Source organism: Erwinia sp. INIA01, from assembly GCF_025947915.1.
GTDB classification, from domain to species: Bacteria; Pseudomonadota; Gammaproteobacteria; order Enterobacterales; family Enterobacteriaceae; genus Erwinia; species Erwinia coffeiphila.
Genome location: NZ_JAPDNC010000009.1, coordinates 221057 through 246673 on the forward strand (window position 1 = coordinate 221057; position 25617 = coordinate 246673).

Below are 25617 nucleotides of genomic sequence, written 5' to 3' on the forward strand. Positions count from 1 at the left end.
TCTACTTAAAACAAAGGCTGGAATTATCCAGCCTTTTCTTATTCTCAGATTGAATCAGGCACTCAGCTTTACCGGCTCCTCGGCAAAATCAGCCGCAGGACGCAAATCCAGTTCCAGTTCAACCAGCACGGCCTTCAGGCGTTCATGGAAATTACGTAACGTCTCTTCGAGGCGGGCATTGTTATCCTTACCCTTTACGGCTGTCGGCTTCCAGTTGCCTTCCTTGTCAAACAGACCAAAGTAGTACTCATAGGTGAAATGGTCCGCCTGCGCTTCCAGTTCCATCCACCAGCCCCAGAATTCTCGTTCTTCCGGTGCGGGTTTCACATTGACGCAAACTGCCAGACAGTCGAAGAAAAAGCGATCGCCTTCACACTTGTTCTCACGGATGTAAGGGCCTAAAGAGCCAAAGCGTTTCATTAAACGGCTCTTAGGATGTCCACTCGGTAACGTCATCGTTAAACCTCCTTGGTTGGGCCTATAGTTGTAGCAAAATCATGGATTTTAGCAACTCATGCGCTTAACTGCCGGGCCAGCCAGTCGCAAATATCGCGCAGGCCACGGTCGAAATTATTCATTGAGGGCGAGGGTTTAATTGGTAATAACTTGCCGCTGACGGAGGAATTCACAATAGCGCGTGACTCCTCCTCCGGGCTGAACGGATCGTTAGCCCAATAGCCGGAAAGCATCGGCACGGTGCAGCGGCGACCCAGCAGTCCCTGAAGCTTGAGCGAGAAGCGGCTCAGCTCAATACGCAGGGCGCTGTCGGAGGTGCTGGACATCCCCAGACGGCTGGCCAACATATCCATATACATTTCCGGGACCCGATCCTGAAGGGCGATATCACTCAGCAGGCTATGAACGATGGGGCCAAGGCAGGCCACTGCGCGCAGACGCTGAGGTTCAAGATAAGCTAAGCGGACGGCAACGTTCGCACCGAAGCGGAAGCCGAAGGCGGCTACACGGGTATGATCGACCCACGCCACCTGCTCGAGCTGGCGCAGTACGTGCTGATGCAGGAAGCTGGAATCATGCGTTAGTTTCCATTTGGCGGAAAAGCCCACCGAAGGAACGTCGAGAGTCAGCATGGCGATACCGCGCGGCGCGAGATAGTCATGGAAAAGGCGGTAGTGATCGCTTTGCAGCGAATCGAGGTTAGCGCACAGCATCACCGTCGGATAGGGTGCCGATACGCCCGGCGGCATATGCAGGAAGCCGGTGACCGGGCTGCCATCGGGAATGTTGAACGTCAGCTCGCGCAGTTCGCCAGACAGGCGGCTTGTCGCTTCCTGATAGGCTCGGTTCGCCAGCAGCTGTGCCTGCTCGGCCAGTTCGTCTTCTTTCAGATAGGGATAGCCCGCCAGGCTGTACAGATTCGCCGCGTGCAGCCAGTGCTGGCCGGACAGCAGATCGTCTTCACATTCGCTGGCCTTTTGCTGCCACTGTGCCGCCTGCTTTGACCATTCATAAATCCAGTTGCCACTGCGATAGCCAATTACCGTATCCAGCAGCCGATCGTCGGTATGCTCCACCCGGCTGACCGCAATGCGTGCCAGTACTTCGCTGATTTCCTGCGGCGTCAGCCCTCGCCAGGTCCACAGCAGGCGGTTAATCATGCGATACCAGCCAGCATGGCTTTCGCCATCCAGCGCGGAGTTGATGTTGATCGGGCGGTGATGATGCACACGCCGCACCAGCGACGAGGTTTCAGGATGCTTAAAACGCGGTTTGAACAGTTCTTCGCTGAGGTTTTTCGGCGACATGACTGGGAGTTCCTCCGGCATTCTGGACAGATATCCAGTCTATCGTAGCCACAGCTCGCACGCGAAGGATAAAAACAGACGCGCCCGGTAAAACCGGGCGCGCATTGAGCAGCATCAATCAGTTTTTAACAATTGGTGGAATGTAGGCAACGCCCATATCCCATGGCTGCTCAATCCAGGTGTTTTGCGGGATGTCGATGATGTAATCGTCAACCAGAGGGCGGCCGGCCGGTTTGGCAAAGATAGTGACAAAACGCGCCTGCGGATACATATCGCGAATCGCCTGCGCTGTACCGCCGGTGTCCACCAGGTCATCAATCACGATAAACCCTTTGCCGTCCCCTTCTGCACGCTTCAGCACTTTCATTTCACGCTGATTATCGTGGTCGTAGCTGGAGATGCAGACGGTATCAACGTGGCGAATGCCCAGCTCGCGAGCCAGCAGTGCAGCAGGCACCAGGCCGCCGCGGCTGACGGCAATAATGCCCTGCCACTGTTCTACAGGAAGCAGGCGCTGTGCCAGTTTACGGGCATGAATCTGCAGCATGTCCCAGGTGACGACGTATTTTTCACTCATAAAAAGATCCCGACCAGAAACTGGCTTAAAAATGTGCAATGGGAAAGGTTGCGCGAAATTATAGAGATCTGAGGCGCTAAAAACCAGCACCAGAGGCGTCGATAACCGCTTTTTTGCCGGGGCGAAGTAAGCAGTGTCTGATAAACGGTGATACTATTTCCCCATCGCGTCAGATCCGCTGACGGGAATTGTCCAACCGAATTTAACGCACGCCCCTGCCTTGATGGCGGCCGGTGGTGCTGACACAGGAGAGTCAACGTGTCTGAATTGTCTCAATTATCTCCGCAGCCGCTGTGGGATATTTTTGCCAAGATTTGCTCCATTCCTCACCCTTCTTATCATGAAGAAGCGCTGGCCAGCCACATTATGTCGTGGGCCAAAGAGCAGGGGTTCTGGCATGAACGTGACCAGGTCGGCAATATCCTGATTCGTAAACCGGCCACGCCGGGCCTTGAAAACCGTAAGCCGGTGGCGCTTCAGGCGCACCTGGATATGGTGCCGCAAAAAAATAATGATACCGTGCATGATTTCACCAAAGATCCGATCCAACCGTGGGTTGACGGGGAGTGGGTGAAGGCGCGCGGAACCACGCTGGGTGCCGATAACGGCATCGGTATGGCCTCTGCGCTGGCCGTTTTAGCCGATAACAGCGTTGAGCACGGTCCGCTGGAAGTGCTGCTGACCATGACCGAAGAAACCGGCATGGCCGGTGCATTTGGCCTTCAGGCCGGCTGGCTGCAGGCTGATATTCTGATCAACACCGACTCGGAAGAGGAAGGTGAGATCTATATGGGCTGCGCGGGCGGTATCGACTTTACCAGCACCCTGCCGCTGACTCGCGAAGCGCTGCCAGCGGGCTATCAAACGCTGAAGCTGACCTTAAAAGGCCTGAAAGGCGGCCACTCCGGCTGCGATATTCACGTCGGTCTGGGCAACGCCAACAAGCTGCTTTCCCGCTTCCTGTTTGCCCACGCGGCGGAACTCGACCTGCGCCTGATCGACTTTACCGGCGGTACGCTGCGTAATGCCATTCCGCGTGAGGCGTTTGCTACCCTCGCGGTTGCTGCCGATAAAGCCGATCGTCTGAAGTCGCTGGCGGCAGGCTACCTGACCACGCTGCAAAATGAACTGAGCCTGGTTGAGAAAAATATCGCTATCGTGACCGAAGCCGTGGAAAGCAGCGATCAGCCGCTGAATGCCGCAAGCCGCGATGCTTTCATTGCTCTGCTGAACAGCACCCCGAACGGCGTAATCCGTAACTCTGATGTGATGAAAGGCGTGGTGGAAACCTCTCTGAACGTCGGCGTGGTGAAGTTTGAAGGCGACGAAGCGGTCATCAATAGCCTGGTGCGCTCCCTGATCGACAGCGGGAAAGAGTACGTGGTGGAAATGCTCACCGCACTCGGCCAGCTGGCAGGGGCAAAAACCCTGGCAAAAGGCAGCTACCCAGGCTGGCAGCCGGATGCCACCTCCCCGGTGATGGCGCTGGTACGTGAAACCTACGAGAAGCTGTTTAACCGCACGCCGAATATTCAGGTGATTCACGCAGGTCTGGAGTGCGGTCTGTTCAAAAAACCGTACCCGGAAATGGATATGGTCTCTATCGGCCCAACCATCACCGGCCCACACTCACCGGATGAACAGGTACATATCGCCAGCGTTGGCCTGTACTGGCAGCTGCTGACCGCGCTACTGAAGGCTATCCCGGCGAAATAAAAGTATTCCCGGCCCGGGAATCCCCGGGTTGGATAATCTTTGCCAGCAAGCCGACACAGCAGTGCAGAATACCCGCGCTAAGCCATGCGAGTGTTCACAAAGCAGGATGTATGCGAACTCTGCCTGTGTTCACCATGGAATGTGCTATCTAATGAACGCTGCCGCATAACACTGTGGCAGCGTTCTTATCATGCAACGCCCAATCGTTCTCCACGCGCTACAACCCCAGCAGCAGCTGCCGCTCGATCTGCGGATTCAGCAGCGTAACGTGCAGCCCGACCAGCCTGACCCCGCGCCCTCCCCGCCGTTCGTCCCAGCTTTTACGCGCCACAGCAATCAGATCGGCTTTATTCAGCTCCGGCCAGACGTGTTCCTGAGTGGTCAGCTGGAAGTCATTAAACTTCAGCTTCACGCCCTGACGGGCAATCTGGCGGTCCGGTTTGATTTTGATCAGCCGCCGTTCCAGCTCTTCGTATAGCGTATCGATAATTTCCAGGCACGCTTCCCAGTCGTGAATATCTTCAGACAGCGTACGCTCCACGCCGAGGGATTTACGCTGGCGCTCGGTGATCACTTCTCTATCGTCAAAACCGTGGCTTCGCTCCCACAGCACGCGGCCAAATTTACCAAACCGCCTGAGCAGCATCGCCAGATCGCTTTTTTGCACATCGGCACAGGTATTCAGCCCCAGCTCTTCCAGCTTGCGGGCGGTCACTTTGCCGACGCCGGGAATTTTTGCCAGCGGCAGGGCCAGCAGAAAGTCGGGCATCTCCTCGGGGGTGATCACGCACTGACCGTTAGGTTTATTGATATCAGAGGCGATTTTGGCGAGGAATTTAATCGGTGCCACGCCGGCAGAAGCGGTCAGGTTTAGTTCCTGCTGGATAGTCTGGCGGATTTCCCGCGCCATCAGCGTCGCCGATCCCTGGCAGTGGGGGCTGTCGGATACGTCAAGATAGGCTTCATCCAATGACAGCGGCTCGATCAGCGAGGTATAGCGGGAGAAAATTTCACGGATATGGGCGCTGGCCTCTTTATAAGCGTCATAGCGCCCGGGGATCACTTTAAGATGGGGGCAAAGTTTTAAGGCCATGGCCGTTGGCATCGCGCTGCGCACACCGTATTTGCGTGCAGGATAGTTGGCGGTGCTGATCACTCCACGTGCCACCCGGCTGCCGCCAATCGCAATCGGGATATCGCGCAGGCTGGGATCGTCACGCATCTCTACTGCGGCAAAAAAGCAGTCCATATCAACGTGAATAATCTTACGCATAATGCCCCCCGACAATGTACTGTATAAGTATACAGTTAAATCAGGCGATATCAATAAATGTCGGTTCACCCGCAATCATGGCGGGTATTAAGGTATTTAATCTTTCTAATCTTGAGAAAAAAATAGACAATGCTATGGTATCGCCGCGATAGCGGAATTGTCCTATATTGCAAGAAACAGACGCCTTTTGGCGTTGCACTCCACCCTCTTTTTCAAGGGAACAAGAATGGCCAAAATCGCACTGCTGTTTGCGATGATTTTTCTGCCCGCCGTTGCCTTTGCCAGCGTACCCGATGCGGTACAGCCATTGGCTCCGGTCAGCAAAGAGTTAAAGAAACAACTGCTGGGTACACCGGTGTATCTGCAGATCTTTAAAGAAGAACGCACTCTCGAGCTTTACGGCAAGATCGGTAACGAATATCGCCTGCTCGACAGCTATCGCATCTGTAATTTTTCCGGCGGACTGGGGCCAAAACGCCGCCAGGGCGATTTTAAAAGCCCGGAAGGTTTTTACAGCGTCGGGCTTTCCCAGCTTAAGCCGGACAGCCGCTTTTATCGCGCGATTAACGTCGGCTTCCCGAATGAATATGACCGCCAGCAGGGTTATGAAGGGAAATATCTGATGATCCACGGTAACTGCGTGTCTGTTGGCTGCTATGCCATGACCGATGCCTATATGGACGAAATTTATCACTATGTGGAAGCCGCCCTGCGTAACGGCCAGCAGCGCGTTGATGTCAGCATTTATCCCTTCCGCATGACCGAAAGCAATATGCAGCGCCACCGCTACTCGACCTATTTCAGCTTCTGGAAAGAGCTGCAGCCTGGCTATGCGCAGTTTGTGCAGACCAAACAGCCGCCGTCAGTGAGCGTCAGCGGCGGTAAGTATGTGCTGAGCCGCCCGATGATGAACGGCACAGGTGCACCGGATTCAGCTCTGGCGCTCACCCAGACAAAATAGCGCCCACTCTCCTGGGGCAATCTTGTTCCAGGTTTCGTTAGCCGTTAGCGGCTGCGTTGCTATCACCGTGACCACGTCATTCGGCGTGGTCTGCTTCTGAAAATCAATTTCCACATCCTGATCCAGCAGCTTCGCTTTGCCAAACGGCGCACGACGGGTGATCCAGAACAGATTGGTGGAACAGAATGCCATCAGATAGCGACCGTCCGACAGCAGCATATTGAATACGCCCTTCTCCCTTAGCTCCCCCGCCAGCTCGGCGATATAGCGGAACACCGCAGGCCAGTTGCCCGGCGTACGCGGATAGCGCGTGGTCAGCTTATGCAGCAGCCAGCAGAAGGCCAGCTCGCTGTCGGTTTCGCCGATCGGTCGATAAGGCCCGGTATCCAGATTCTTATAGCCTTTCAGCTGACCGTTATGGGCATAGGTCCAGTTGCGGCCCCACAGTTCGCGGGTGAAAGGATGCGTGTTTTCCAGCGACACTTCGCCGCGGTTGGCCTGGCGTATATGCGCCACCACCGAACACGACTTTATCGGGTAATCCTGCACCAGACGCGCAATCGGCGACTGGAAGCTCGGTTGCGGATCTTTAAATGTGCGGCAGCCTTTACCCTCGTAGAAGGTAATACCCCAGCCATCTTTATGCGGACCTGTTCCGCCACCGCGCTGCACCAGCCCGGTAAAGCTAAAACAGATGTCCGTCGGGACGTTCGCGCTCATCCCGAGCAGTTCGCACATAGTGATTCCTCGTCAACAACCTTGAAACGGATAACCGTGGAGTGCCCGCCGCGCAGTAGCGCCAGCGGGCAACGGCAGGGATTACTTCGCCATCTCTTTTTCGATCAGCAGGATCAGGATATGAATCACTTTAATGTGGATCTCCTGAATGCGATCGGCAAAACCAAAGTGTGGCACGCGGATTTCAACATCTGCCGATCCGTCCATTTTCCCACCGTCTTTACCGGTCAGGGTGATCACCTTCATCCCTTTGGCACGGGCAGCTTCAATCGCTTTAATCACGTTGGCGGAATTGCCGGAAGTGGAGATCCCCAGCAGAACATCACCCGCCTGACCTACCGCTTCAACATAGCGGGAGAAGATGGCGTCAAAGCCAAAGTCATTGCCCACGCAGGAGATATGGCTGACGTCAGAGATCGCAATCGCCGGATAGCCCGGACGGTTTTCACGATAGCGGCCGGTCAGCTCTTCAGCAAAGTGCATGGCATCGCAGTGCGAACCGCCGTTACCGCAGGAAAGCACCTTGCCACCCGCCTTAAAGGAATCGGCCAGCAGCACGGCCGCCCGCTGAATGGCATGGATGTTAGCGTCATCGCTTAAAAACTTATTCAGCGTGTCGGCGGCTTCGTTTAGCTCGGCGCGAATGATGTCCTGGTACATAGGGAGAGATCCTTTTTAGGAATAAGTGACGGCTTAAGTTTATCAACTTGCCAGAAGGCCGTGAAGCAATCTCCCTTTCGCTTGCGAGGTTTACCCGGATGTGCGGCGCTTTGTGAGCCAGGTTGTAATTATTATGTAAACAGATTGCATCTGAGCCAGCGCTAATCTAAACATATAACCAACAGGTCGGACCTCTTACTACTTACGGAGCGCACGTTATGATGGTTCTCAGTATTGTGGCGACAATCGTGCTGATTGGTGCCCTGTTTTATCACCGCGTTAACCTTCTGGCTGGCAGTATCGCCTTGCTGGCGTGGACCGCCGTTCTCAGCCTTGTCGGCCTGTGGACCTTCTGGCTGCTGGTCCCGCTGGCTATCATCCTGCTGCCGCTTAACCTGCTGCCGATGCGCCAGGCGATGTTTGGTAAGCCGGTGCTGAATACTTTCCGCAAGGTGATGCCGCCGATGTCGCGTACTGAAAAAGAAGCCATCGACGCCGGGACAACCTGGTGGGAAGGCGATCTGTTCCGCGGCGCGCCGGACTGGAAAAAACTGCACAACTATCCGCAGCCGCGCCTGACCGAAGAAGAGCAGGCATTTCTTAGCGGCCCGGTTGAAGAAGCCTGCCGCATGGCGAATGACTTTGAAATTACCCATGAAATGGCCGACCTGTCGCCCGAACTGTGGGCCTTCCTGAAACAGCATCGCTTCTTTGCGATGATCATTAAGAAAGAGTACGGCGGGCTGGAGTTTTCCGCCTACGCGCAGGCGCAGGTTCTGCAAAAGCTGGCCGGTGTGTCCGGTATTCTGGCGATCACCGTCGGCGTGCCTAACTCCCTCGGCCCCGGTGAACTGCTGCAGCACTACGGTACTGAAGAACAGAAAAATCACTATCTGCCCCGCCTGGCGCGCGGCGATGAGATCCCCTGCTTTGCGCTGACCAGCCCGGAAGCGGGCTCCGATGCCGGGGCAATCCCCGATACCGGTGTTGTCTGCATGGGCGACTGGCAGGGCGAGCAGGTGCTGGGCATGCGCCTGACCTGGAACAAACGCTACATTACCCTGGCCCCGGTTGCCACCGTGCTGGGACTGGCGTTCAAACTGTCTGATCCGGATCGTCTGCTGGGCAACACCGAAGAACTGGGCATCACCTGTGCGCTGATCCCGACCCAAACCCCGGGCGTGGAAATCGGCACTCGCCACTTCCCGCTTAACGTGCCGTTCCAGAACGGCCCGACGCGCGGTAAAGACATCTTTGTGCCGATTGATTTTATTATCGGTGGTCCGGTAATGGCCGGTCAGGGCTGGCGGATGTTGGTTGAATGCCTCTCCGTCGGTCGCGGTATTACCCTGCCGTCAAACTCCACCGGCAGCCTGAAGAGCATTGCGCTGGCGATTGGTGCCTACGCCCATATCCGCCGCCAGTTCCGCCTGCCGATCGGCAAGATGGAGGGCATTGAAGAGCCGCTGGCGCGCATTGCCGGTAACGCCTATGTCATGGATGCCGCCGCGTCGCTGATTACCTACGGCATTATGCAGGGAGAAAAACCGGCGGTGCTGTCGGCGATTGTAAAATACCACTGCACCCACCGCGGCCAGCGGGCGATTATGGATGCGATGGATATCGCCGGGGGCAAAGGCATTATGCTCGGCAACAGTAACTTCCTCGCCCGCGCCTATCAGGGTGCACCGATTGCAATCACTGTTGAAGGCGCGAACATTCTGACTCGCAGCATGATTATCTTCGGCCAGGGGGCGATTCGCTGCCACCCTTACGTGCTGGAAGAGATGGAAGCCGCGCAGAATAACGACGTGGCGGCCTTTGACCGGGCGCTGTTTAAACATATCGGCCACGTAGGCAGCAACAAAATGCGCAGCCTGTGGCTGGGCCTGACCGCCGGCCTGACCAGCGCCTCGCCAACCCGCGATGCCACTCGCCGCTACTATCAACATCTGAACCGCATCAGCGCTAACCTCGCCCTGCTGTCGGATGTTTCAATGTCGGTACTCGGCGGCAGCCTGAAGCGCCGCGAACGTATCTCGGCACGCCTGGGCGATATTCTCAGCCAGCTTTACCTCGCCTCGGCGGCGCTGAAGCGTTACGACGATGAGGGCCGTAACGAAGCCGATCTGCCGCTGGTGCACTGGGGCGTGCAGGATGCACTGAATCAGGCTGAAACGGCGATTGACGATCTGCTGCGTAACTTCCCGAACAGAATGGTCGCGGGCCTGCTGCGCGTGGTGATTTTCCCAACCGGCCGCCACTGCCGCGCACCGTCCGATCGCCTGGACCACCAGCTGGCGCGTATTCTGCAGCTGCCTTCTGCCACCCGCAGCCGCCTGGGACGGGGTCAGTATCTGGCACCGAGCGAACATAATCCGGCGGGCCAGCTGGAGCAGGCATTAACCGATGTGATGGCGGCAGAAGTGATTCATGAACGCGTGTCGAAAGAGCAGAAAAAGCACCTGCCGTTCACCCGCCTGGACGTGCTGGCCGCCGAAGGTCAGCAGGCCGGGTGGCTGACCAAAGCCGAAGCCGACGTGCTGATCCGCGCCGAGGCCAGCCGCCTGCGTTCCATTAACGTTGACGAATTCGAAGCCGATGCGCTGGCGACCCGTCCGGTGAAAGCCGAGGGTTCGGATAAGGTCGCACTGGATAAATCCGCTAAGTCTGGGGAATCTGCGGCAACAGTACAGGGTAAATCGGGCAAGCAGGATGATGCAGCCACGGTAACGTTGGAGAAACCCGCTACGGTAAAGCCGCAGGGGGCGGGTAAAACCGAAGCGGCGTAGCTTCAGGTTACCTGCGTTTGACGGCCTGACGATGCTGCCTGGCGGTTACCTTTTTCAGACCGCCCAGGCAGCTCAGGCAGCTCAGGCAGCTCAGGCAGCTCAGGCAGCTCAGGCAGCTCAGGCAGCTCAACCGCATCAGAAACGCGCAATAAAAAAACGCCAACCTGCAAGGGTTGGCGTTTTTATTTCGCTGACTAAGCTGCTCCACATACTCCAGCGACGGGCAACCTGCCCATGCCATCAGCATTCAGCATTCAGCATTCAGCATTCAGCATTCAGCATTCAGCCATTCTGGCGGATACGCATAATCAGCGCATCAATATCCGGCACGTGGTTAGCCAGCAGGATCAGGCTGCGGCCGAGGGTAATCGCCTGGCGCACGCACTCCACCTGCATCGCACGATCGTCGATGTTTTTAATATCGGCGACCTGCGACATGCCGACGGTACGGCGGATCAGCTCGGTGCCGCAGTAGCCGATAGTGTCACTCCACACCTTACCGAGGAACTCACGCGCGTATCCCGGCGTCGCCAGCGCGCGATCGGTACTCTTCTCGGCGGCCAGCGCCAGGAAGCCTTCGGCAAAACTGTTCCAGGTATCGCGCACGTCGTTCAGGCGCTGTTCGCGCGCATCGGCCGCTTCTCTTGGCACCAGCAGCCCCGGCGCGGCGCAGTAGCTAATCAGCAGGTTACCGATCGCCGTGCCGATATCAAAACCCATCGGGCCATAGAAACCAAACTCGGCGTCGATCACCTTCAGGCGGCCTTCGGCAACGAAAATCGAGCCGCTGTGAATATCCCCGTGCAGCAGCGCTTCGGCATTACAGAAGAAACGATGCTTCAGCCCGGCAACCGCCACTTTCAGCTCTTCATCGTCGCGCAGGGCTTCGGCCAGGCGCTCCAGCTCACGTGGGTAGGCGTTGCGATCGTGCTGTTCATAAGGCTCGTTGAAGAACAGTTCTTCGGTGATATCGCACAGTTCCGGGTTAGTAAAACGGATCACGTCCTTTTTCTTCTGATACGGATGCTGGAAGAAATCAGAGGTATGGAACAACGTCTGCGCCAGGTAACCGCCCAGCTGCGTCGCGGCCAGAGGATAGTTTTTCCCTTTTACCAGCTCGCCGCGCCAGATGGCGTGATCGGAGAGATCCTCCATCACCATCACCGCCAGATCGGCATCGTAATGCAGGATCTTAACCGTGTGTTCCGGGCAAAATTTGCCGTGCTCAATCAGGGTTTCCGCTTCCAGCCTTGCCCGGTCCAGCGTCAGTGGCCAGGATTCACCCACGCAGCGGACATAAGGCAGCGCCTGCTTGACGATAATCCGGCTCACGCCCTGGGTATCAAAAATCTTAAACACCAGGTTAAGATTACCATCGCCCACTTCCAGCGAATCAACAAGGCTGTCCGGATTATCCACGCCGCCAAACTGGCGAGCATATTCCACGGCATCCGCTGCGGTGAACGTACGGTATTGCGACATTAACCTAACCCCCATAAGACAAATTCGTTTTAATAAGCCGTTCAGACGTCTATACATCCATCAGACATGTTGGCACAATGTGTCGCATTAAAGCAACCAGGATTTCACTTATGCAGACACTCAGCACCACCAGCCTACAGATCCGCGACAATCAACTGTGGATACTCGATCAGCAAGCCCTCCCGCAGAAAAAAATCTGGTGTCCGACGCCCGATGTGGCCAGCCTGGTTGAACACATCAAAACGTTGCGGGTACGCGGTGCGCCGCTGATTGGACTGTCTGCCAGCCTGCTGCTGGCGCTGCTGGCGGAACAGGGAATGCCGCGAGCTGAACTTGCGGAGGCACTGGAAACCCTGCGCGCTTCACGCCCGACGGCGGTTAACCTGATGAACAATCTCGATCGTATGAAGTTAGTGCTGGCGCAGGACAATTATGCCACCGCGCTGACCGAGGAGGCGCTGCGTCTGGTTGCGGAGGATAAAACGCTGTGTAACAACATCGCCGAAGCGGGCAGCACTCTGATCGTTCCAGGCAGCCGCCTGCTGACCCACTGTAATACCGGTGGACTGGCGACCGCCGGCGTCGGCACCGCACTGGGGGTCATAGCCCGCGGCTGGCAGCAGGGAAAAGTCGCCAGTGTGTGGGTCGATGAAACCCGTCCTTTATTGCAGGGGGGACGCTTAACGGCATGGGAACTGGGTGAACTCGGCGTCCCCTACCATCTTATTTGCGATTCAATGGCCGCCAGCCTGATGGCCCAGGGCAAAGTTGATGCGATCTGGGTCGGGGCGGACCGCATTGCCGCCAACGGCGACGTTGCCAATAAGATCGGCACCTACAGCCTGGCGGTACTGGCGCAGTATCATAATGTGCCGTTCTACGTTGCCGCACCGCACACCACGCTGGATCGCCACTGCCCGGACGGCAGCGCTATTCCGATCGAGCAGCGCGCAGCTAGCGAAGTGACCGGCGTGGCGGGCAGCTTCGGTGACGTCACCTGGGCACCGGAAGGCGCGCAGGTTTACAACCCGGCGTTTGACGTTACGCCAGCGTCATTAATCAGCGGATGGGTTCTGGATACCGGCGTGGTCACACCGGAGCAGGTGACTGCGGGTGTCTTCCAGCCGCGCGTTTAACGAATAGAATCAGCGGATCGGAAAGGGTCCGCTGTACCGAGAATGCCATTACCCCTTGCGCACGGATCGCTGCAAGGCTATGGCTGACGCTCGCTTCTCGTCAACACGGCTATTCCGAAGTGAACGAAGTGTGAAGTACGGGGTAAAGAGTACGGGGGCTGAAGCAGCGCCCCCGTTATGCAAATTACGGCAGGCGCGGATAGGCGTCAGCGATGGTGTCGCCGGTGAAATTGGCGATCCAGCCTTCCTGATTGTCGAAAATACGGATCGCGGTGAAGTGCGGCGCGGAACCCATATCAAACCAGTGCGCGGTGCCTTCCGGCACTGAGATCAGATCGTTCTTCTCGCACAGGATCTGGTAAATATGACCATCCAGATGCAGGCAGAACAAACCTGCGCCCTCAACAAAGAAGCGAACTTCATCTTCCGCGTGGGTGTGCTCCGAGAGGAACTTGGTGCGCAATACGTCTTTCTGCGGGTTATCCGCACGCATGCTGATCACATCCCAGCTCTGATAGCCTTTCTCGGCGACCAGGCGATCGATGGCATGCTGGTAAGCTTTGATAACCGTTTCAGAATCCGGGTTTTCCCCCAGATCGCGGTCGGCTTCCCAGCGCTCAAAGCGCACGTCTTTGGATTTCAGCTTCTCGGCGATTTCCGCCGCATCGGTACTGTGCCAGACCTGGGTGGCCGCATCGGTATCGGTAAAAATAGTCAGTGCACTCATGAATTCAACAGCTCCTGGTTAATCTGATCAAAACCTGAAACCTGGCGATGGCTGCTTTCGGCATCCGCCTCGCCACGTATTAACTGAAGGGTATTCCAGCCCGCTTCCCGTGCGGCGTCCAGCTCCTGGTGGATATCGGATAAAAACAGCAGTTCCGCCGCGGGTAGCGCAATCTGCTCCGCGATGTTGCGATAGGAATTCACTTCGCGCTTGGCACCGACGTGAGTATCGAAGTAACCGCTGAACAGATCAGTGATATCACCCGCATCGCTGTAGCCAAATAACAATTTCTGCGCTGCTACTGAACCAGATGAATATACATACAGCGCGATGCCCTGCTGCTGCCACTGTTTCAGCGCAGGCAGCACATCGGCATACAGATGGCCGGTAAAGCTGCCGTTCAGATAGCCGTCGCGCCAGATCATGCCCTGCAGCGCTTTCAGCGCGGTAGACTTGCGATCTTCATCCATAAAGCCGTACAGCACTTCAATCAGCTTCTGTGCCGTGGCATCCGGGCGGTTCACTTCAGCGCGCAGATCGGCCAGCGCCTGAGCCACCGCAGGCTGCTGCTCGTTACCTTTAATAAAGGCAGGCAGGTTTTCACGGGCATAGGGGAAAAGAACGTTATGAACAAAGCGAATATCGCTGGTGGTGCCTTCAATATCGGTAACAATAGCGCGGATCATTTGCTCTCCAGAACACGGCGTTGCAGTTCGCACTGGAAAAGGAATTCCAGCCCTTCAAGATGGCGGCGCGCCTCGTTAACGTCTTTGCCCCAGCAGGTCAGACCGTGGCCGCGCAGCAGAAAACCGTAGCGCAGCGGATTCTGCGCGGCAAACTGCTCGATGCGCTTCGCCAGGCCATCAATATCCTGATCGTTATCGAACAGTGCAATCGGCACACAGTCCAGATGGCTGTGCTGGCCCGCCAGCGTTTTCTGCATTTCGTAACCCTGCAACTCCAGCGCAGCGCCTTTCTCCACGCGTGACAGCACCGTTGAGTTAACGGTGTGGGTATGCAGAACGGCTCCGGCTTCGGGGAACAGACGATAAATCAGCGTATGCAGACCGGTTTCTGCGGAAGGTTTACGCCCCGAAGGCACGCGATTGCTGGCAATTTCTACCTGAATAAAGTCATCGCGGGTAAGGCTGCCCTTGTCTTTACCGGATTCACTCAGCAGGCAAAACTCCGCGTCCTGACGAACGGACATATTGCCGCCGGTGGCCGGAGCCCAGCCGCGTTCGCCAATCCAGTGACAGGCGCTAACCAGCTGATCCAATTGTGAGGTCTGGGTCATCTCTTTTTTTATTCCTCTGGGACTATTTTATTCAGGGCTTACATTTAGCCGTCTAAGCGTCTCGATTGCCAAATAGTATCACCGTGATATATTGGCAGCAACACAGGACACAACATCATAAAACCGCATTCAGCAAGGGTTGTAACCATGAGCCAGACGTCATTCACGCCAGAGAGCAAGCTGCCCGCACTGGGTACTACCATCTTCACACAGATGAGCGCGCTCGCCCAGCAGCACAACGCGATCAATCTTTCCCAGGGATTCCCCGATTTTGACGGCCCGGCCTATTTGCAGGAGCGCCTGGCTTATCACGTCAGCCAGGGTGCTAACCAGTACGCACCGATGATCGGCGTGGCGCCGCTGCGTGAAGCGATTGCGCAGAAAACCGCTGAGCTGTACGGCTATCAGCCGGATGTAAACAGCGAAATTACCGTCACCGCCGGTGCGACCGAAGCGCTTTACGCGGCGATCACCGCGCTGGTGCGTCCGGGCGATGAGGTAATCTGCTTCGACCCGAGCTACGACAGCTACGCCCCGGCGGTGACGCTGGCAGGCGGTGTTATGAAGCGTATCGCGCTACAGCCGCCCGGCTTCCGCGTTGACTGGGCGGAATTCACCGCTCTGCTGTCGCCGCGCACCCGCCTGGTGATTCTCAATACGCCGCACAACCCTTCCGCGACCGTGTGGCAAAAAAGTGATTTCGCCCAGCTGTGGGAGGCCATTGCCGCGCAGGAAATTTATGTCCTGAGTGATGAAGTGTACGAGCACATCTGCTTTGATGAAGCCGGACACGCCAGCGTGCTGGCACATCCGCAGCTGCGCGAGCGGGCGATTGCCGTTTCTTCCTTTGGCAAAACCTTCCATATGACCGGCTGGAAAGTCGGCTACTGCGTGGCCCCCGCCGCGCTGAGCGCGGAAGTGCGTAAGGTTCACCAGTATCTGACCTTCTCGGTCAACACCCCGGCGCAGCTGGCGCTGGCCGACATGCTACAACAGCATCCGGAGCACTACCGCGAGCTGCCGGAGTTTTATCGTGCCCGCCGCGATCGCTTTGTTGAGGCGCTCTCCGCCAGCCGCTTTAAGCTGCTGCCCTGCGAAGGCACCTACTTCCTGCTGGCGGATTACAGTGCTATCTCAGATCTCGACGATGTGGCATTCTGCCAGTGGTTAACAAAAGAAGTGGGCGTGGCGGCGATTCCGCTGTCGGTGTTCTGCGCCGATGCCTTCCCTCATAAACTGATCCGCCTGTGCTTCGCCAAACAGGAAGCCACGCTGGATGCTGCTGCGGAGCGACTGTGTCAACTTTAAAAATTAGCGTACTCCAGCAACCGCTGGTCTGGATGGATGGTGAAGCCAACCTGCGTTTCTTTGATTCGCTGCTGGACGGCCTGAAGGATCGCGACCTGATTGTGCTGCCGGAAATGTTCACCACCGGTTTTGCGATGGAAGCGGCGAAAAGCTCGCTGGCTGAAAGTGAAGTGATTAACTGGCTACAGGCGAAAGCCGCTGCAACCCACGCGATGGTGGCAGGCAGCGCGGCGATCCAGACGGCAAAAGGCGCGGTTAACCGCTTCTTCCTGGTTGAGCCGGGCGGCGCGGTACATTTCTACGATAAGCGCCATCTGTTCCGCATGGCCGGTGAGCACGAGCACTATCTGGCGGGCGATCGCCGCGAAGTGTTCGAGTGGCGCGGCTGGCGCATTCTGCCGCAGGTGTGTTACGACCTGCGCTTCCCGGTATTCGCCCGCAACCAGAATGATTACGATCTGGCGCTGTACGTGGCGAACTGGCCGGCCCCGCGCGCGTTGCACTGGCAGACGCTTTTGCAGGCGCGAGCGATTGAGAATCAGGCCTATATTGCCGGATGCAACCGCGTTGGCACCGACGGCAACGGTCACGGTTACAGCGGCGACAGCCGGATTTTCAGCCCGCTGGGTGAAGTGCTTGCCGCCGGAGAGCCGCATCAGCCTGCGATTCTTGAAGCGGAGCTGTCGCTGGAGAGCCTGCGCGAATATCGCGAGAAGTTTCCGGCATGGCGGGATGCGGATGCATTCAGCCTCTAATCACATAAACGGCCCGACACGGGCCGTTTCTTTACCACGCGGGCAGATTATTCCCCCGACATAATTGGCGAAAATTATTCCCCCGACATCATTGGCGAAAGATGGCGATACAGAGAACGGAATCGTGCTTGTTGCTCGAGATACTGCGCGTGCAGTTCAACATCGGGAATATGCTGCTGTTCAAGCGGCAGCGGCGGCAGGAGATCGCTAAAGGTGCTGTGGGGCGACAGGGCAAGCTGCGCCAGCCGAGCGGCTCCCAGCGCCGGTCCCACATAGCCCCCCGTGCGGTAATCCAGCACTTTGCCGGAAATATCGGCCAGCATCTGCCGCCACAATGGGCTACGCGCACCGCCGCCAATCAACGTGATGCTGTCGGGATTCACCCCGGCTGCGTTCACCACGTTCATTCCGTCGGTCAGCGCAAATCCCACGCCTTCCAACACCGATTTCGCCAGTTCCGCCTGACCGTGTTCATGACCTAAACCAAAAAACACGCCCCGGGCATGCGGGTTATTGTGCGGCGTACGCTCCCCGGAAAGATAAGGTAAGAAGAGCGGTCCGCTCGCGCCGGGCGCGGCAGACTGCGCCTTCTCGATCAAGGCGGGAACGCTACCCACGCCAGTTAAGCGTGCGGCCCAGTCCAGACAGGAAGCGGCACTGAGCATCACCGACATCAAATGCCAGCGGTCGGGCAGCGCGTGGCAAAAAGCATGAACCGCACTGTCAGGATTACTGTGGTAACCCTCGCTGACCGCGAAATACACGCCGGACGTCCCCAGCGACAGCATTGCCGCACCGGGATCGACAATACCGGCTCCCACCGCACCGGCCGCGTTATCGCCACCGCCCGCGACGATCGGCACCGCCGGAACGCCCCACTCGCGGGCAACGCTAGCGTGGAGGACGCCGCTGATATCGCTGCCCTCAAAGAGTTCAGGCATATGGCCTCGGGTCAGGCCGCAGCTTTCCAGCATGCGGTCGCTCCAGTCGCGGCGAGCCACATCCAGCCATAGCGTGCCGGACGCATCCGACATATCGCTGGCAAAGCGGCCCGTCATGCGAAAGCGCAGATAATCTTTCGGCAGCAGCACCTTATCGATTTGGCGAAACACATCCGGCTCATGCCGCGCCAGCCAGAGCAGCTTTGGCGCGGTAAAGCCCGGCATCATCAGATTGCCGGTTATGCGCCTTTGCTCAGGAATGGCCGACTCAAGATCGCGGCACTCTGCACCGCAGCGGCCATCGTTCCAGAGAATGGCCGGGCGCAGTACCCGCTGCTGTTTATCCAGCAGCGTGGCACCGTGCATCTGTCCCGCCAGCCCGATCGCCTTCACGGTGGCCAGCGAATGTTGCTGGCCCAGTGAGCGAACGGCGCTATCGGTGGCCTGCCACCAGGCTTCCGGGTTCTGTTCGGACCAGAGCGGATGAGGCCGCTGCAACGTCAGTGCTGCCGTATGAGAGGCAATCACTCGTCCCTGTTCATCCGCGAGGATCACTTTGACGCCCGAGGTGCCGAGATCGATACCAATATACATGTTGAGTATCCTGGACAGGCGCCACCGGCAGGTGGCGCAAAAGAATTAACCGAAGAGATACCGATTAACGAGATTTTCCAACTGCTCCTGGCGGCCGCTATGGTGCTGAGGCGCCAGGTTGTTTTCGCTGGTGTAGTCAGCAAGCGCTTCCAGTGACAGATTGCCCTGCAGGATTTGACGCCCCTGCGGACTGCTCCAGCCGGCATAGCGATCGGCTACCGTCTGCTCCAGCTCGCCGTCCTCAATCATCCGCGCCGCCACTTTCAGCGCCAGTGCCATGGTATCCATACCGCCGATATGGCCGTGGAACAGATCGTATTTGTCCGTGCTTTGACGACGGACTTTGGCATCAAAGTTCAGCCCGCCGCTGGTCAGGCCACCAGCCTTCAGAATTTCATACATCACCAGCGCATTTTCCTCCACGCTGACCGGGAACTGATCGGTATCCCAGCCGCACTGCGGATCGCCGCGGTTGGCGTCAACGGAGCCAAAGATACCCAGCGCGATGGCGGTCGCAATTTCATGATGGAACGAGTGACCCGCCAGCGTGGCGTGGTTCGCTTCCAGATTCAGCTTAATTTCATTCTCCAGGCCGAACTGCTTGAGGAAGCCATACACGTTCGCCGCATCATAGTCGTACTGATGTTTAGTCGGCTCCTGCGGCTTCGGCTCAATCAGCAGAGGGCCGGTGAAGCCGATTTTATATTTGTGCTCAACAACCAGATTCATAAAGCGCCCGATCTGCTCGCGTTCCTGGCGCAGGTCGGTATTCAGCAGCGTTTCGTAGCCTTCGCGGCCGCCCCACAGCACATAGTTTTCTCCACCCAGTTTGTGCGTGGCGTTCATTGCATGAAAGACCTGCGTCGCCGCCCAGCAGAAAATCTCAGGGTTTGGGTTGGTCGCCGCACCAGCAGCATAACGGGGGTTAGTGAAACAGTTCGCGGTGCCCCACAGCAGCCTGACACCGCTCTCTTCCTGTTTGCGGGCCAGGACATCGGTCATTTCCGCCAGGTTGCTCTGATACTCCCGCACCGACTGACCTTCCGGCGACACATCCACATCGTGGAACGCATAGAACGGCACATCCAGCTTGTGGAAAAACTCAAAAGCGACGTCCGCTTTCAGTTTGGCCAGCTCAAGTTCGTTCCCCACTTTCTGCCACGGGCGGTCAAACGCCCCAACGCCGAACATATCTGCGCCGTTCCAGCAGAACGTATGCCAGTAACAGGCGGCAAAGCGCAGATGATCTTTCATGCTCTTACCCAGGATTATCTCATCCGGGTTGTAGTGGCGAAATGCCAGTGGGTTGCGGCTCTGTGTGCCTTCGTAGCGAACTTTATCTAACCTGTCGAAATAGATGCTCATTGCAGACTCCGGGTTGAGGGATGATGAATCTCCGTGTTGCCTCATCCTCTTCGTAATGGCCCGACGCCTCAATTGCGATATTTCACGACCCGATTGCGAGAATTTGCAACCGTGCTGGCGATCACACTCTTCAGCAGCCCCCCGGCAACACAACATCAATTCATTGAAATTAAAAGATAAAAACAAGACGAATCAGGGGTCACTGTGGCGATTGTGCTCTCGGTATTCTCCGGGGGTGATGCCATACGCTTTTCGAAATACCGCGTAGAAGTACGGCAGTGAGGGATAGCCGCAGACCTGTGCAATCTCGGTCACGGGCAGCGGCGAGGCGCTGAGCATCTCTCTGGCACGGGTCAGTTTTTCCGCGTGGATCATCGCATGCAACGATTGCCCCGTTTCTGCCTTAAATCGGCCGTCGAGGCTGGTCCGGGAGAGGCCAACCGCATCCAGCACCTGCTCCACGCGGATCCCCTGACAGGCATGACCACGGATAAAGTGCATTGCCTGAATCACCACCGGATCGTTCAGAGAACGATAGTCGGTCGAACGTCGGCCGATCACCCGTTGCGGGGGGATAAGAATGCGTTGCAGCGGCAGCAGCTCGCCGTCAAGCAGCCGCTGGAGAAGCCTGGCGGCCTGAAAGCCCATCTGCCGGGTTCCCTGAACCACAGATGAGAGAGACACGCGCGACAAAAAGCGCGTCAGCTCTTCGTTATCAATACCGATAACGGACAGCGTGTCCGGTACCGGAATGTTCAGATGCTCGCAGGCCTGAAGGATATGGCGGGCACGAGAATCGGTGACGGCAATGATGCCGCAGTGGGCAGGAAGTTGTTGCAGCCAGTCAGCCAGCCGATTTTGCGCATGCTGCCAGCTTACCGCCGAGGTTTCGCTTCCCTGATAAATGCGCAGCGGGTAGCCGTTGCGGCTGGCCAGCTGTCGAAAGGCCATTTCACGCTCCTTCGCCCATCGATGATGAAGGCTGTCCGGCAGGCCGTAGAAGGCAAACTGCGAAATTCCTTTTTGTTGCAGGTGGCGCCAGGCCAGTTCGACCTGGGCAAAGTTATCCGTAGCGATATAGTGAACCGGCGGATACGGCGAATGCAGGAAGGAACCGCCCACCCCCACCACCGGCACCGCAACGCCATCAAGCTGTGCCTCGATATCCGCATCGTCATAGTCTGCAATAACCCCGTCACCCAGCCAGTCAGCAGCCGGAGCTGAGCGCATACGAAAATCATCTTCGATAAAGATATCCCACCGGCTTTGCGATGCCTGAAGGTACTCGCCCACGCCCTCAATAACCTGCCGGTCATAGGCTTTGTTGGCATTGAACAACAGGGTAATACGATGGCGCCGGGTATCCCGGCGATGGGAATGCCATGCCATATCGTCTCCGTTACGCCGGGCCATCTGAGGATAGCGTTCAGCCCTCGTTCAGCGATTGATAAGAGAAGTAGTCGAAATCGGCAAAGGCGTTCTCCCCGGTGAAATCCTGGCAGCAGATCCCGACAAAAGCCCCGGTAAAGCGCTCGTGTCCACGCTCTTTAAAGTATTCATCGGACAGTTTGCTGTATTCCACATAGTTCCCCACGCGATGCCACTCCCGCTCATCAAGGGAGTAAAAGAACCAGGCGGCATCGTGGTCCACTTCCACTTTCAGATACACCGGGCCGTCATCGTCCAGGACGATACCGTCCCCGCTCGGCTCACTGAACCGGTTAAGATCGTTAATCAGCAGATTGACGGTGCGTCTGCCGCGCTCATCACGCGTGAGGTAGAGGTAAAGGTAATTGGTCGTGTCGTAGTAGCAAACCAGTCCGGCCATCTGCTGAAAGGAAGCGGGCTGGAAATCGATACGGGTCTGCGCCCGGAAGGCAAAATCGGTCTGCCTTCTGGCCACCAGGCTCTGATGATGATGAGAACTAAGGGATTCCTGGCCATGCAGACGAAGCCAGCCCTTCCGCGCCGTCAGGCTGCAAAACGCGTCGGTCAGGGGAATGCGCAGGCTCTGGTAATGCAGCGGCAGTACAGGCGCATCGAAGTCATCCCGCGCCGCCATGGCAGGCCAGGGTTTTTCCGGCAGCAGCGTATGGACCACCAGCTCCGGGGTGTTTTTCTCATTCACCAGCCGCAGCCAGCCGTCCTGGTTCCAGTACACTTTCTGGATGGCCGTTTCCCTGCCCATCGGACTTCTGCCCCGCGACGGCAGCGGCCTGCCGCAAAGGTGAACGATAAACCACTCTCCCTGCCCGGTTTCAATCAGATCCGCATGGCCGGCGCGCTGAAGGGGCAGCCGGCAGTCATAGCGAGATGTCATCATCTGGCCGTAGGGATCGGTTTCATACGGTCCAATTAGCTCCCGGGATCGCGCCATGGTCACGCCGTGATTATAGAAAGTGCCCCCTTCGGCGGTCAGCAGGTAGAACCAGCCATCGCGTTCATAAAGATGCGGGCCTTCGGTGATCCCCAGTTCGCTGCCGTTATAAATTTTCCGGCACTCTCCGATAAGCTGCTTACGCTGTTCATCGTACTGCTGGATGATGATGCCGTTCCATTTTGGGAAGCCGGGCTTTCCGCCATCGCGATAGCTCATTTCCATGCTGACCAGCCACTTGGTGCCGTCGCTTTTATGGAACAGAGAGGGATCGATGCCCCGGCTGTTGAGATAGGTGGGTTCTGACCATTCACCTTCGATTTCCGTCGTGCTGACAATATAATTATTCACATCCCAAAAGCGGCCAGTCAGATTTTTAACGTCGCTGAATACCAGATAAAAAATACCTTTATCAAACGTCAGGCAGGGTGCGAAAACGCCACCGGAATCCGGGTTACCTTTCATATCCAGCTGGCTGACGCGATTTAAAGGATAAGATATCAATTTCCAGTTTTTTAAATCGTATGATTTATACAGGCTCACGCCGGGGAACCATTCAAATGTCGAAGCGGCAATATAATAAGCATTGTTCGCAAAGATAATCGACGGATCGGGATTAAAACCGGGTAAGATGGGATTAGTAATGGTGGTCATCTTGCTTCTCCTTTCACATCTGTTAGCACGCCGTTAGCGGTCTTGTTCTCATTGCCGCCGTCAGGATGTTTCGGGCTGAGATCGTAATTTCTCAATACCAGGATCAGGCTGAGAATTAACAGCGCGGGGATGATAGTAAAAATTAATCTGATACAAAGCGTGGCCGAGTCCAGTTGGGTTGGCACATTGCCCACGTAGCCACCGACGGTGAGTATCCACCCCATCAGTGCGCCCCCCACGGCAATACCAACCTTGATCGCAAAAATATTGGTGGAGAAAACCAGACCGCTGAAGGACTTGCCGGCTTTATTCTCAATATTGTCGATAATATCGCTGAGCAGGTTCCACTGCAGCGGTGTTGCCGTTGAGTTGATGACGTGAATACAGCCGATAATGCAGCAAATCAGTACCGCATGCTGCGACGGAATAAAGAACAGCGCAATCATAATCAATGCCTGAACCGTCATCGCCAATTTATAGGCAAACACCCGCTCTAATCGGGAATAGAGGGTAGTGGTAAACATTGAACCAAAAAATTTAGCCCCGAGAATGATGGTCAGAACCACGCCGACCAGCTCGGGCCGATGCAGATAATAGGTGACAAAATACATCGCCCCGCCGGTCTTTAATATTCCCGCCGTCAGGTTAATCACATTTAGCAGGAATAAACGCCGCCAGTTGGCATCCGACGTCAGATAACGAAGCTCGCTGAATACCATGCTGAATTTTTGTGATTTATCCACCGGGCGGATATAGCGTTCCTGGGTCAGGGCGAAGCAGAGATAAAACATCACGGTGCTGGCCACGCCCATCAGCACCATGGCATAGAAATAGCCCTGCTGAAGGTTGCCGCCGCCCAGCACTTTGGTCAGCGGCAGCGCCACGGCGGAAACGACAATCCCGCCCAGCGCCGCGAAGGCAAAGCGGTAGGACTGCATCGACAGTCGTTCATCGGGGTCCTGAGAGAGATTATTGATCATCGCGCAGTACGGCACATTCACCAGCGTGTACAGCAGGGAGAGCGCCGTATACGACACGTAGGCATAGATAATTTTACCGCTTTCACCCAGATCCGGCGTGAAGAAGGTCAGCGAGCCGAGAATGCCGAACGGCAGGGCAAACCAGAGTAAGTAAGGCCTGAACTGGCCGTGCCGGGTTGAGGTGTGATCCGCCAGGAAGCCAATATAAATATCAAAAAAGGCGTCAACGATGCGGACAAAAAGAAACATCACACCCATATGAAAGGGGCTGAGGCCGTAGATATCGGTGTAGAAGTAGGCCATAAACAGCATGATGGTTTGCCAGATGATGTTCGATGCGCCATCACCCAGCCCGTAGCCAATTTTCTCTTTAATCGTCAGCTTGGACATAGATTACCTTCTGGTGTTGTGTCTGCAGGTTCAGGGGGTAGCGGGCCAGCTGGTATCAAAAATAGGCTTTATCGGGGCGGGTTAATGTAGAGAGATTGCGGCTTTATATAATTTTTTTGCGCTTTGAGTGTAACGACGATCACCCTTTTGAAAAAAGCAATTCGTCTAAGCGACAGCTTCAGGAAGAGCACCGGCGGCCAGTCAGCACAGAGAGCATGTTTTCGAGATCCAACGGCGGATCGGTCAGGGCAGCGGGTCGTGTTTCGTGGATAGCTGCTTTGTCGAGCGGCTGTAAGTTCTGAATTTTTTTGGCGTTACGCCCATCAGCGATCGGAATTTAAAACAGTAATAGGCGCTGTCGGTGAATTCACACTGGTAGGCGATATCCGTAATGCTCAATTCGGTATTTCTCAGCAGCTCGGCTGAGGCGGCAATTTTCTTTCTGACCAGATAGTCTTTAAAACTAATCTGCATGATTTTTTTGAAGGTGCGGGAAAAGTGGCTGGATGAAAGCCCGCAGCGTTCAGCGGCGTCATTCAGCGTGATGCTGAACGTCCGATCTCGTTCAATCTGCACGACAAAATCGATAAGGCTGTCGAAGGTGCTGTTCTTGTCTTCGCTGACGTTCACCTTAACAGCCTGCTCGGCGTGGCCGTAAACCGTATTCAGCAGCAGCGTTAATAACGGGTTGGATTCGCGTGAGCTGTGCGGCTCGTCATGCAGCTGTGTAAACCAGGTAAACAGAAACTGCATGCGTTCCGCATCACGTTCATTGAGCTGAAGGACAAACCCGGCGTGCTGACCGGTAAAGGGCAGCGGGCATTTGAGCCGGTTCATCACCACATTGCTGTACTGCAGTAAAAACCGTTCGTGATCGGGGGTAAACGCCAGCTCCATATCATGCAGGATCATCGATCCTACAAAAACCAGCGTATTGTCGCGCAGCGCGAGTTTTTCACTGCCGATTGAGTACGATCCCTCGGCGCGGCGGAACCACATAATCTCGTGTTCCAGATGCACATGAGGGCGAATATACACCCCTTTTTCGGGCACCCCTTCGCGCGCGCGTAGCAGGTAGTCCACGCCGAGGGTGGTTTCAATTTTTTCGAAAAAGCGATCGTCGTTCCACAT

Annotated in this window: 21 protein-coding genes and 1 pseudogene; 6 read left to right on the forward strand and 16 right to left on the reverse strand. The window is 56.4% G+C overall.

Annotated features, from left to right (window positions below; translation table 11 throughout):
• Positions 1-54: 54 nt before the first annotated feature.
• The 3 genes from crl to gpt all read right to left on the reverse strand — a co-directional run bounded on the left by crl (position 55) and on the right by gpt (position 2340).
• Complete coding sequence (gene crl / locus OMR58_RS17250) at positions 55-456, reverse strand: sigma factor-binding protein Crl (protein ID WP_105590709.1); 402 nt, start codon at positions 454-456, stop codon at positions 55-57.
• Between the two features lie 56 nt (positions 457-512).
• Complete coding sequence (gene frsA / locus OMR58_RS17255) at positions 513-1763, reverse strand: esterase FrsA (RefSeq protein ID WP_105590708.1); 1251 nt, start codon at positions 1761-1763, stop codon at positions 513-515.
• 118 nt (positions 1764-1881) lie between these two features.
• A complete protein-coding gene (gpt, locus tag OMR58_RS17260; RefSeq protein ID WP_105590707.1) occupies positions 1882-2340 on the reverse strand; it encodes a xanthine phosphoribosyltransferase in 459 nt (152 codons plus the stop codon).
• 258 nt (positions 2341-2598) lie between these two features.
• On the opposite strand from gpt, the gene pepD reads away from it, so the two are divergent.
• Positions 2599-4056, forward strand: a complete 1458-nt coding sequence (gene pepD / locus OMR58_RS17265) for a beta-Ala-His dipeptidase (RefSeq protein ID WP_264546493.1) — start codon at positions 2599-2601, stop codon at positions 4054-4056.
• Between the two features lie 217 nt (positions 4057-4273).
• Here pepD and dinB read toward each other — a convergent pair whose 3' ends face one another.
• A complete protein-coding gene (gene dinB, locus OMR58_RS17270; protein ID WP_105590705.1) occupies positions 4274-5329 on the reverse strand; it encodes a DNA polymerase IV in 1056 nt (351 codons plus the stop codon).
• Between the two features lie 226 nt (positions 5330-5555).
• On the opposite strand from dinB, the gene dpaA reads away from it, so the two are divergent.
• Positions 5556-6290 carry a peptidoglycan meso-diaminopimelic acid protein amidase gene (dpaA, locus tag OMR58_RS17275; protein ID WP_264546494.1) on the forward strand — a complete coding sequence of 245 codons (735 nt, stop codon included), beginning with the start codon at positions 5556-5558 and terminating at the stop codon, positions 6288-6290.
• Here dpaA and OMR58_RS17280 read toward each other — a convergent pair.
• Together OMR58_RS17280 and lpcA are read right to left on the reverse strand one after the other, a co-directional pair.
• Entirely contained in the window at positions 6261-7028 is a 768-nt protein-coding gene (locus OMR58_RS17280) for a class II glutamine amidotransferase (RefSeq protein WP_105590703.1), read from the reverse strand. The genes dpaA and OMR58_RS17280 overlap by 30 nt on opposite strands.
• Positions 7029-7109: 81 nt before the next feature.
• On the reverse strand, positions 7110-7688 hold the full coding sequence (gene lpcA / locus OMR58_RS17285) for a D-sedoheptulose 7-phosphate isomerase (RefSeq protein ID WP_105590702.1): 579 nt from the start codon (positions 7686-7688) through the stop codon (positions 7110-7112).
• A 218-nt stretch (positions 7689-7906) separates the two neighbouring features.
• Here lpcA and fadE point away from each other — a divergent pair.
• A pseudogene (gene fadE / locus OMR58_RS17290) lies at positions 7907-10315 on the forward strand (acyl-CoA dehydrogenase FadE); the annotation flags it as partial.
• A 447-nt stretch (positions 10316-10762) separates the two neighbouring features.
• Here the strand turns inward: fadE and mtnK are convergent.
• Entirely contained in the window at positions 10763-11962 is a 1200-nt protein-coding gene (mtnK, locus tag OMR58_RS17295) for an S-methyl-5-thioribose kinase (protein WP_264546495.1), read from the reverse strand.
• Between the two features lie 110 nt (positions 11963-12072).
• Between mtnK and mtnA the strand changes: the two genes are divergently transcribed.
• Positions 12073-13098, forward strand: coding sequence for an S-methyl-5-thioribose-1-phosphate isomerase (mtnA, locus tag OMR58_RS17300; protein ID WP_264546496.1), 1026 nt, complete (start codon positions 12073-12075; stop codon positions 13096-13098).
• Between the two features lie 184 nt (positions 13099-13282).
• Here mtnA and OMR58_RS17305 read toward each other — a convergent pair whose 3' ends face one another.
• Genes OMR58_RS17305 through OMR58_RS17315 form a run of 3 tightly spaced genes read right to left on the reverse strand, consistent with a single transcriptional unit; the run spans position 13283 to position 15122 of the window.
• The gene (locus OMR58_RS17305) at positions 13283-13825 is read right to left on the reverse strand and encodes a 1,2-dihydroxy-3-keto-5-methylthiopentene dioxygenase (RefSeq protein WP_105590698.1); all 543 of its coding nucleotides are present in this window, start codon (positions 13823-13825) and stop codon (positions 13283-13285) included.
• Positions 13822-14511 (reverse strand): acireductone synthase, encoded by a 690-nt coding sequence (gene mtnC / locus OMR58_RS17310; RefSeq protein ID WP_264546497.1) that lies wholly within the window; start codon positions 14509-14511, stop codon positions 13822-13824. The genes OMR58_RS17305 and mtnC overlap by 4 nt, the downstream gene beginning before the upstream one ends.
• Positions 14508-15122 carry a methylthioribulose 1-phosphate dehydratase gene (locus tag OMR58_RS17315; RefSeq protein WP_200547606.1) on the reverse strand — a complete coding sequence of 205 codons (615 nt, stop codon included), beginning with the start codon at positions 15120-15122 and terminating at the stop codon, positions 14508-14510. Before OMR58_RS17315 ends, mtnC begins: the two co-directional genes overlap by 4 nt.
• Before the next feature lie 147 nt (positions 15123-15269).
• Here OMR58_RS17315 and OMR58_RS17320 point away from each other — a divergent pair, with 147 nt between their 5' ends.
• A complete protein-coding gene (locus OMR58_RS17320; RefSeq protein ID WP_264546498.1) occupies positions 15270-16430 on the forward strand; it encodes a pyridoxal phosphate-dependent aminotransferase in 1161 nt (386 codons plus the stop codon).
• Positions 16418-17185, forward strand: a complete 768-nt coding sequence (locus tag OMR58_RS17325; RefSeq protein WP_264546499.1) for an amidohydrolase — start codon at positions 16418-16420, stop codon at positions 17183-17185. The genes OMR58_RS17320 and OMR58_RS17325 overlap by 13 nt, the downstream gene beginning before the upstream one ends.
• Before the next feature lie 74 nt (positions 17186-17259).
• On the opposite strand, the gene xylB is transcribed toward OMR58_RS17325, so the two are convergent.
• The 6 genes from xylB to OMR58_RS17355 form a co-directional block, all read right to left on the reverse strand.
• The gene (gene xylB / locus OMR58_RS17330) at positions 17260-18720 is read right to left on the reverse strand and encodes a xylulokinase (RefSeq protein ID WP_264546500.1); all 1461 of its coding nucleotides are present in this window, start codon (positions 18718-18720) and stop codon (positions 17260-17262) included.
• A 45-nt stretch (positions 18721-18765) separates the two neighbouring features.
• Entirely contained in the window at positions 18766-20085 is a 1320-nt protein-coding gene (gene xylA, locus OMR58_RS17335) for a xylose isomerase (RefSeq protein ID WP_264546501.1), read from the reverse strand.
• Positions 20086-20277: 192 nt separating this feature from the next.
• Complete coding sequence (locus tag OMR58_RS17340) at positions 20278-21474, reverse strand: XylR family transcriptional regulator (RefSeq protein WP_264546502.1); 1197 nt, start codon at positions 21472-21474, stop codon at positions 20278-20280.
• A 37-nt stretch (positions 21475-21511) separates the two neighbouring features.
• On the reverse strand, positions 21512-23116 hold the full coding sequence (locus OMR58_RS17345) for a glycoside hydrolase family 43 protein (RefSeq protein WP_264546503.1): 1605 nt from the start codon (positions 23114-23116) through the stop codon (positions 21512-21514).
• Positions 23113-24486: a glycoside-pentoside-hexuronide (GPH):cation symporter gene (locus OMR58_RS17350; RefSeq protein WP_264546504.1), complete on the reverse strand. Its 1374-nt coding sequence runs from the start codon at positions 24484-24486 to the stop codon at positions 23113-23115. Before OMR58_RS17350 ends, OMR58_RS17345 begins: the two co-directional genes overlap by 4 nt.
• 243 nt (positions 24487-24729) lie before the next feature.
• On the reverse strand, positions 24730-25617 hold the full coding sequence (locus OMR58_RS17355) for a helix-turn-helix transcriptional regulator (RefSeq protein ID WP_200562519.1): 888 nt from the start codon (positions 25615-25617) through the stop codon (positions 24730-24732).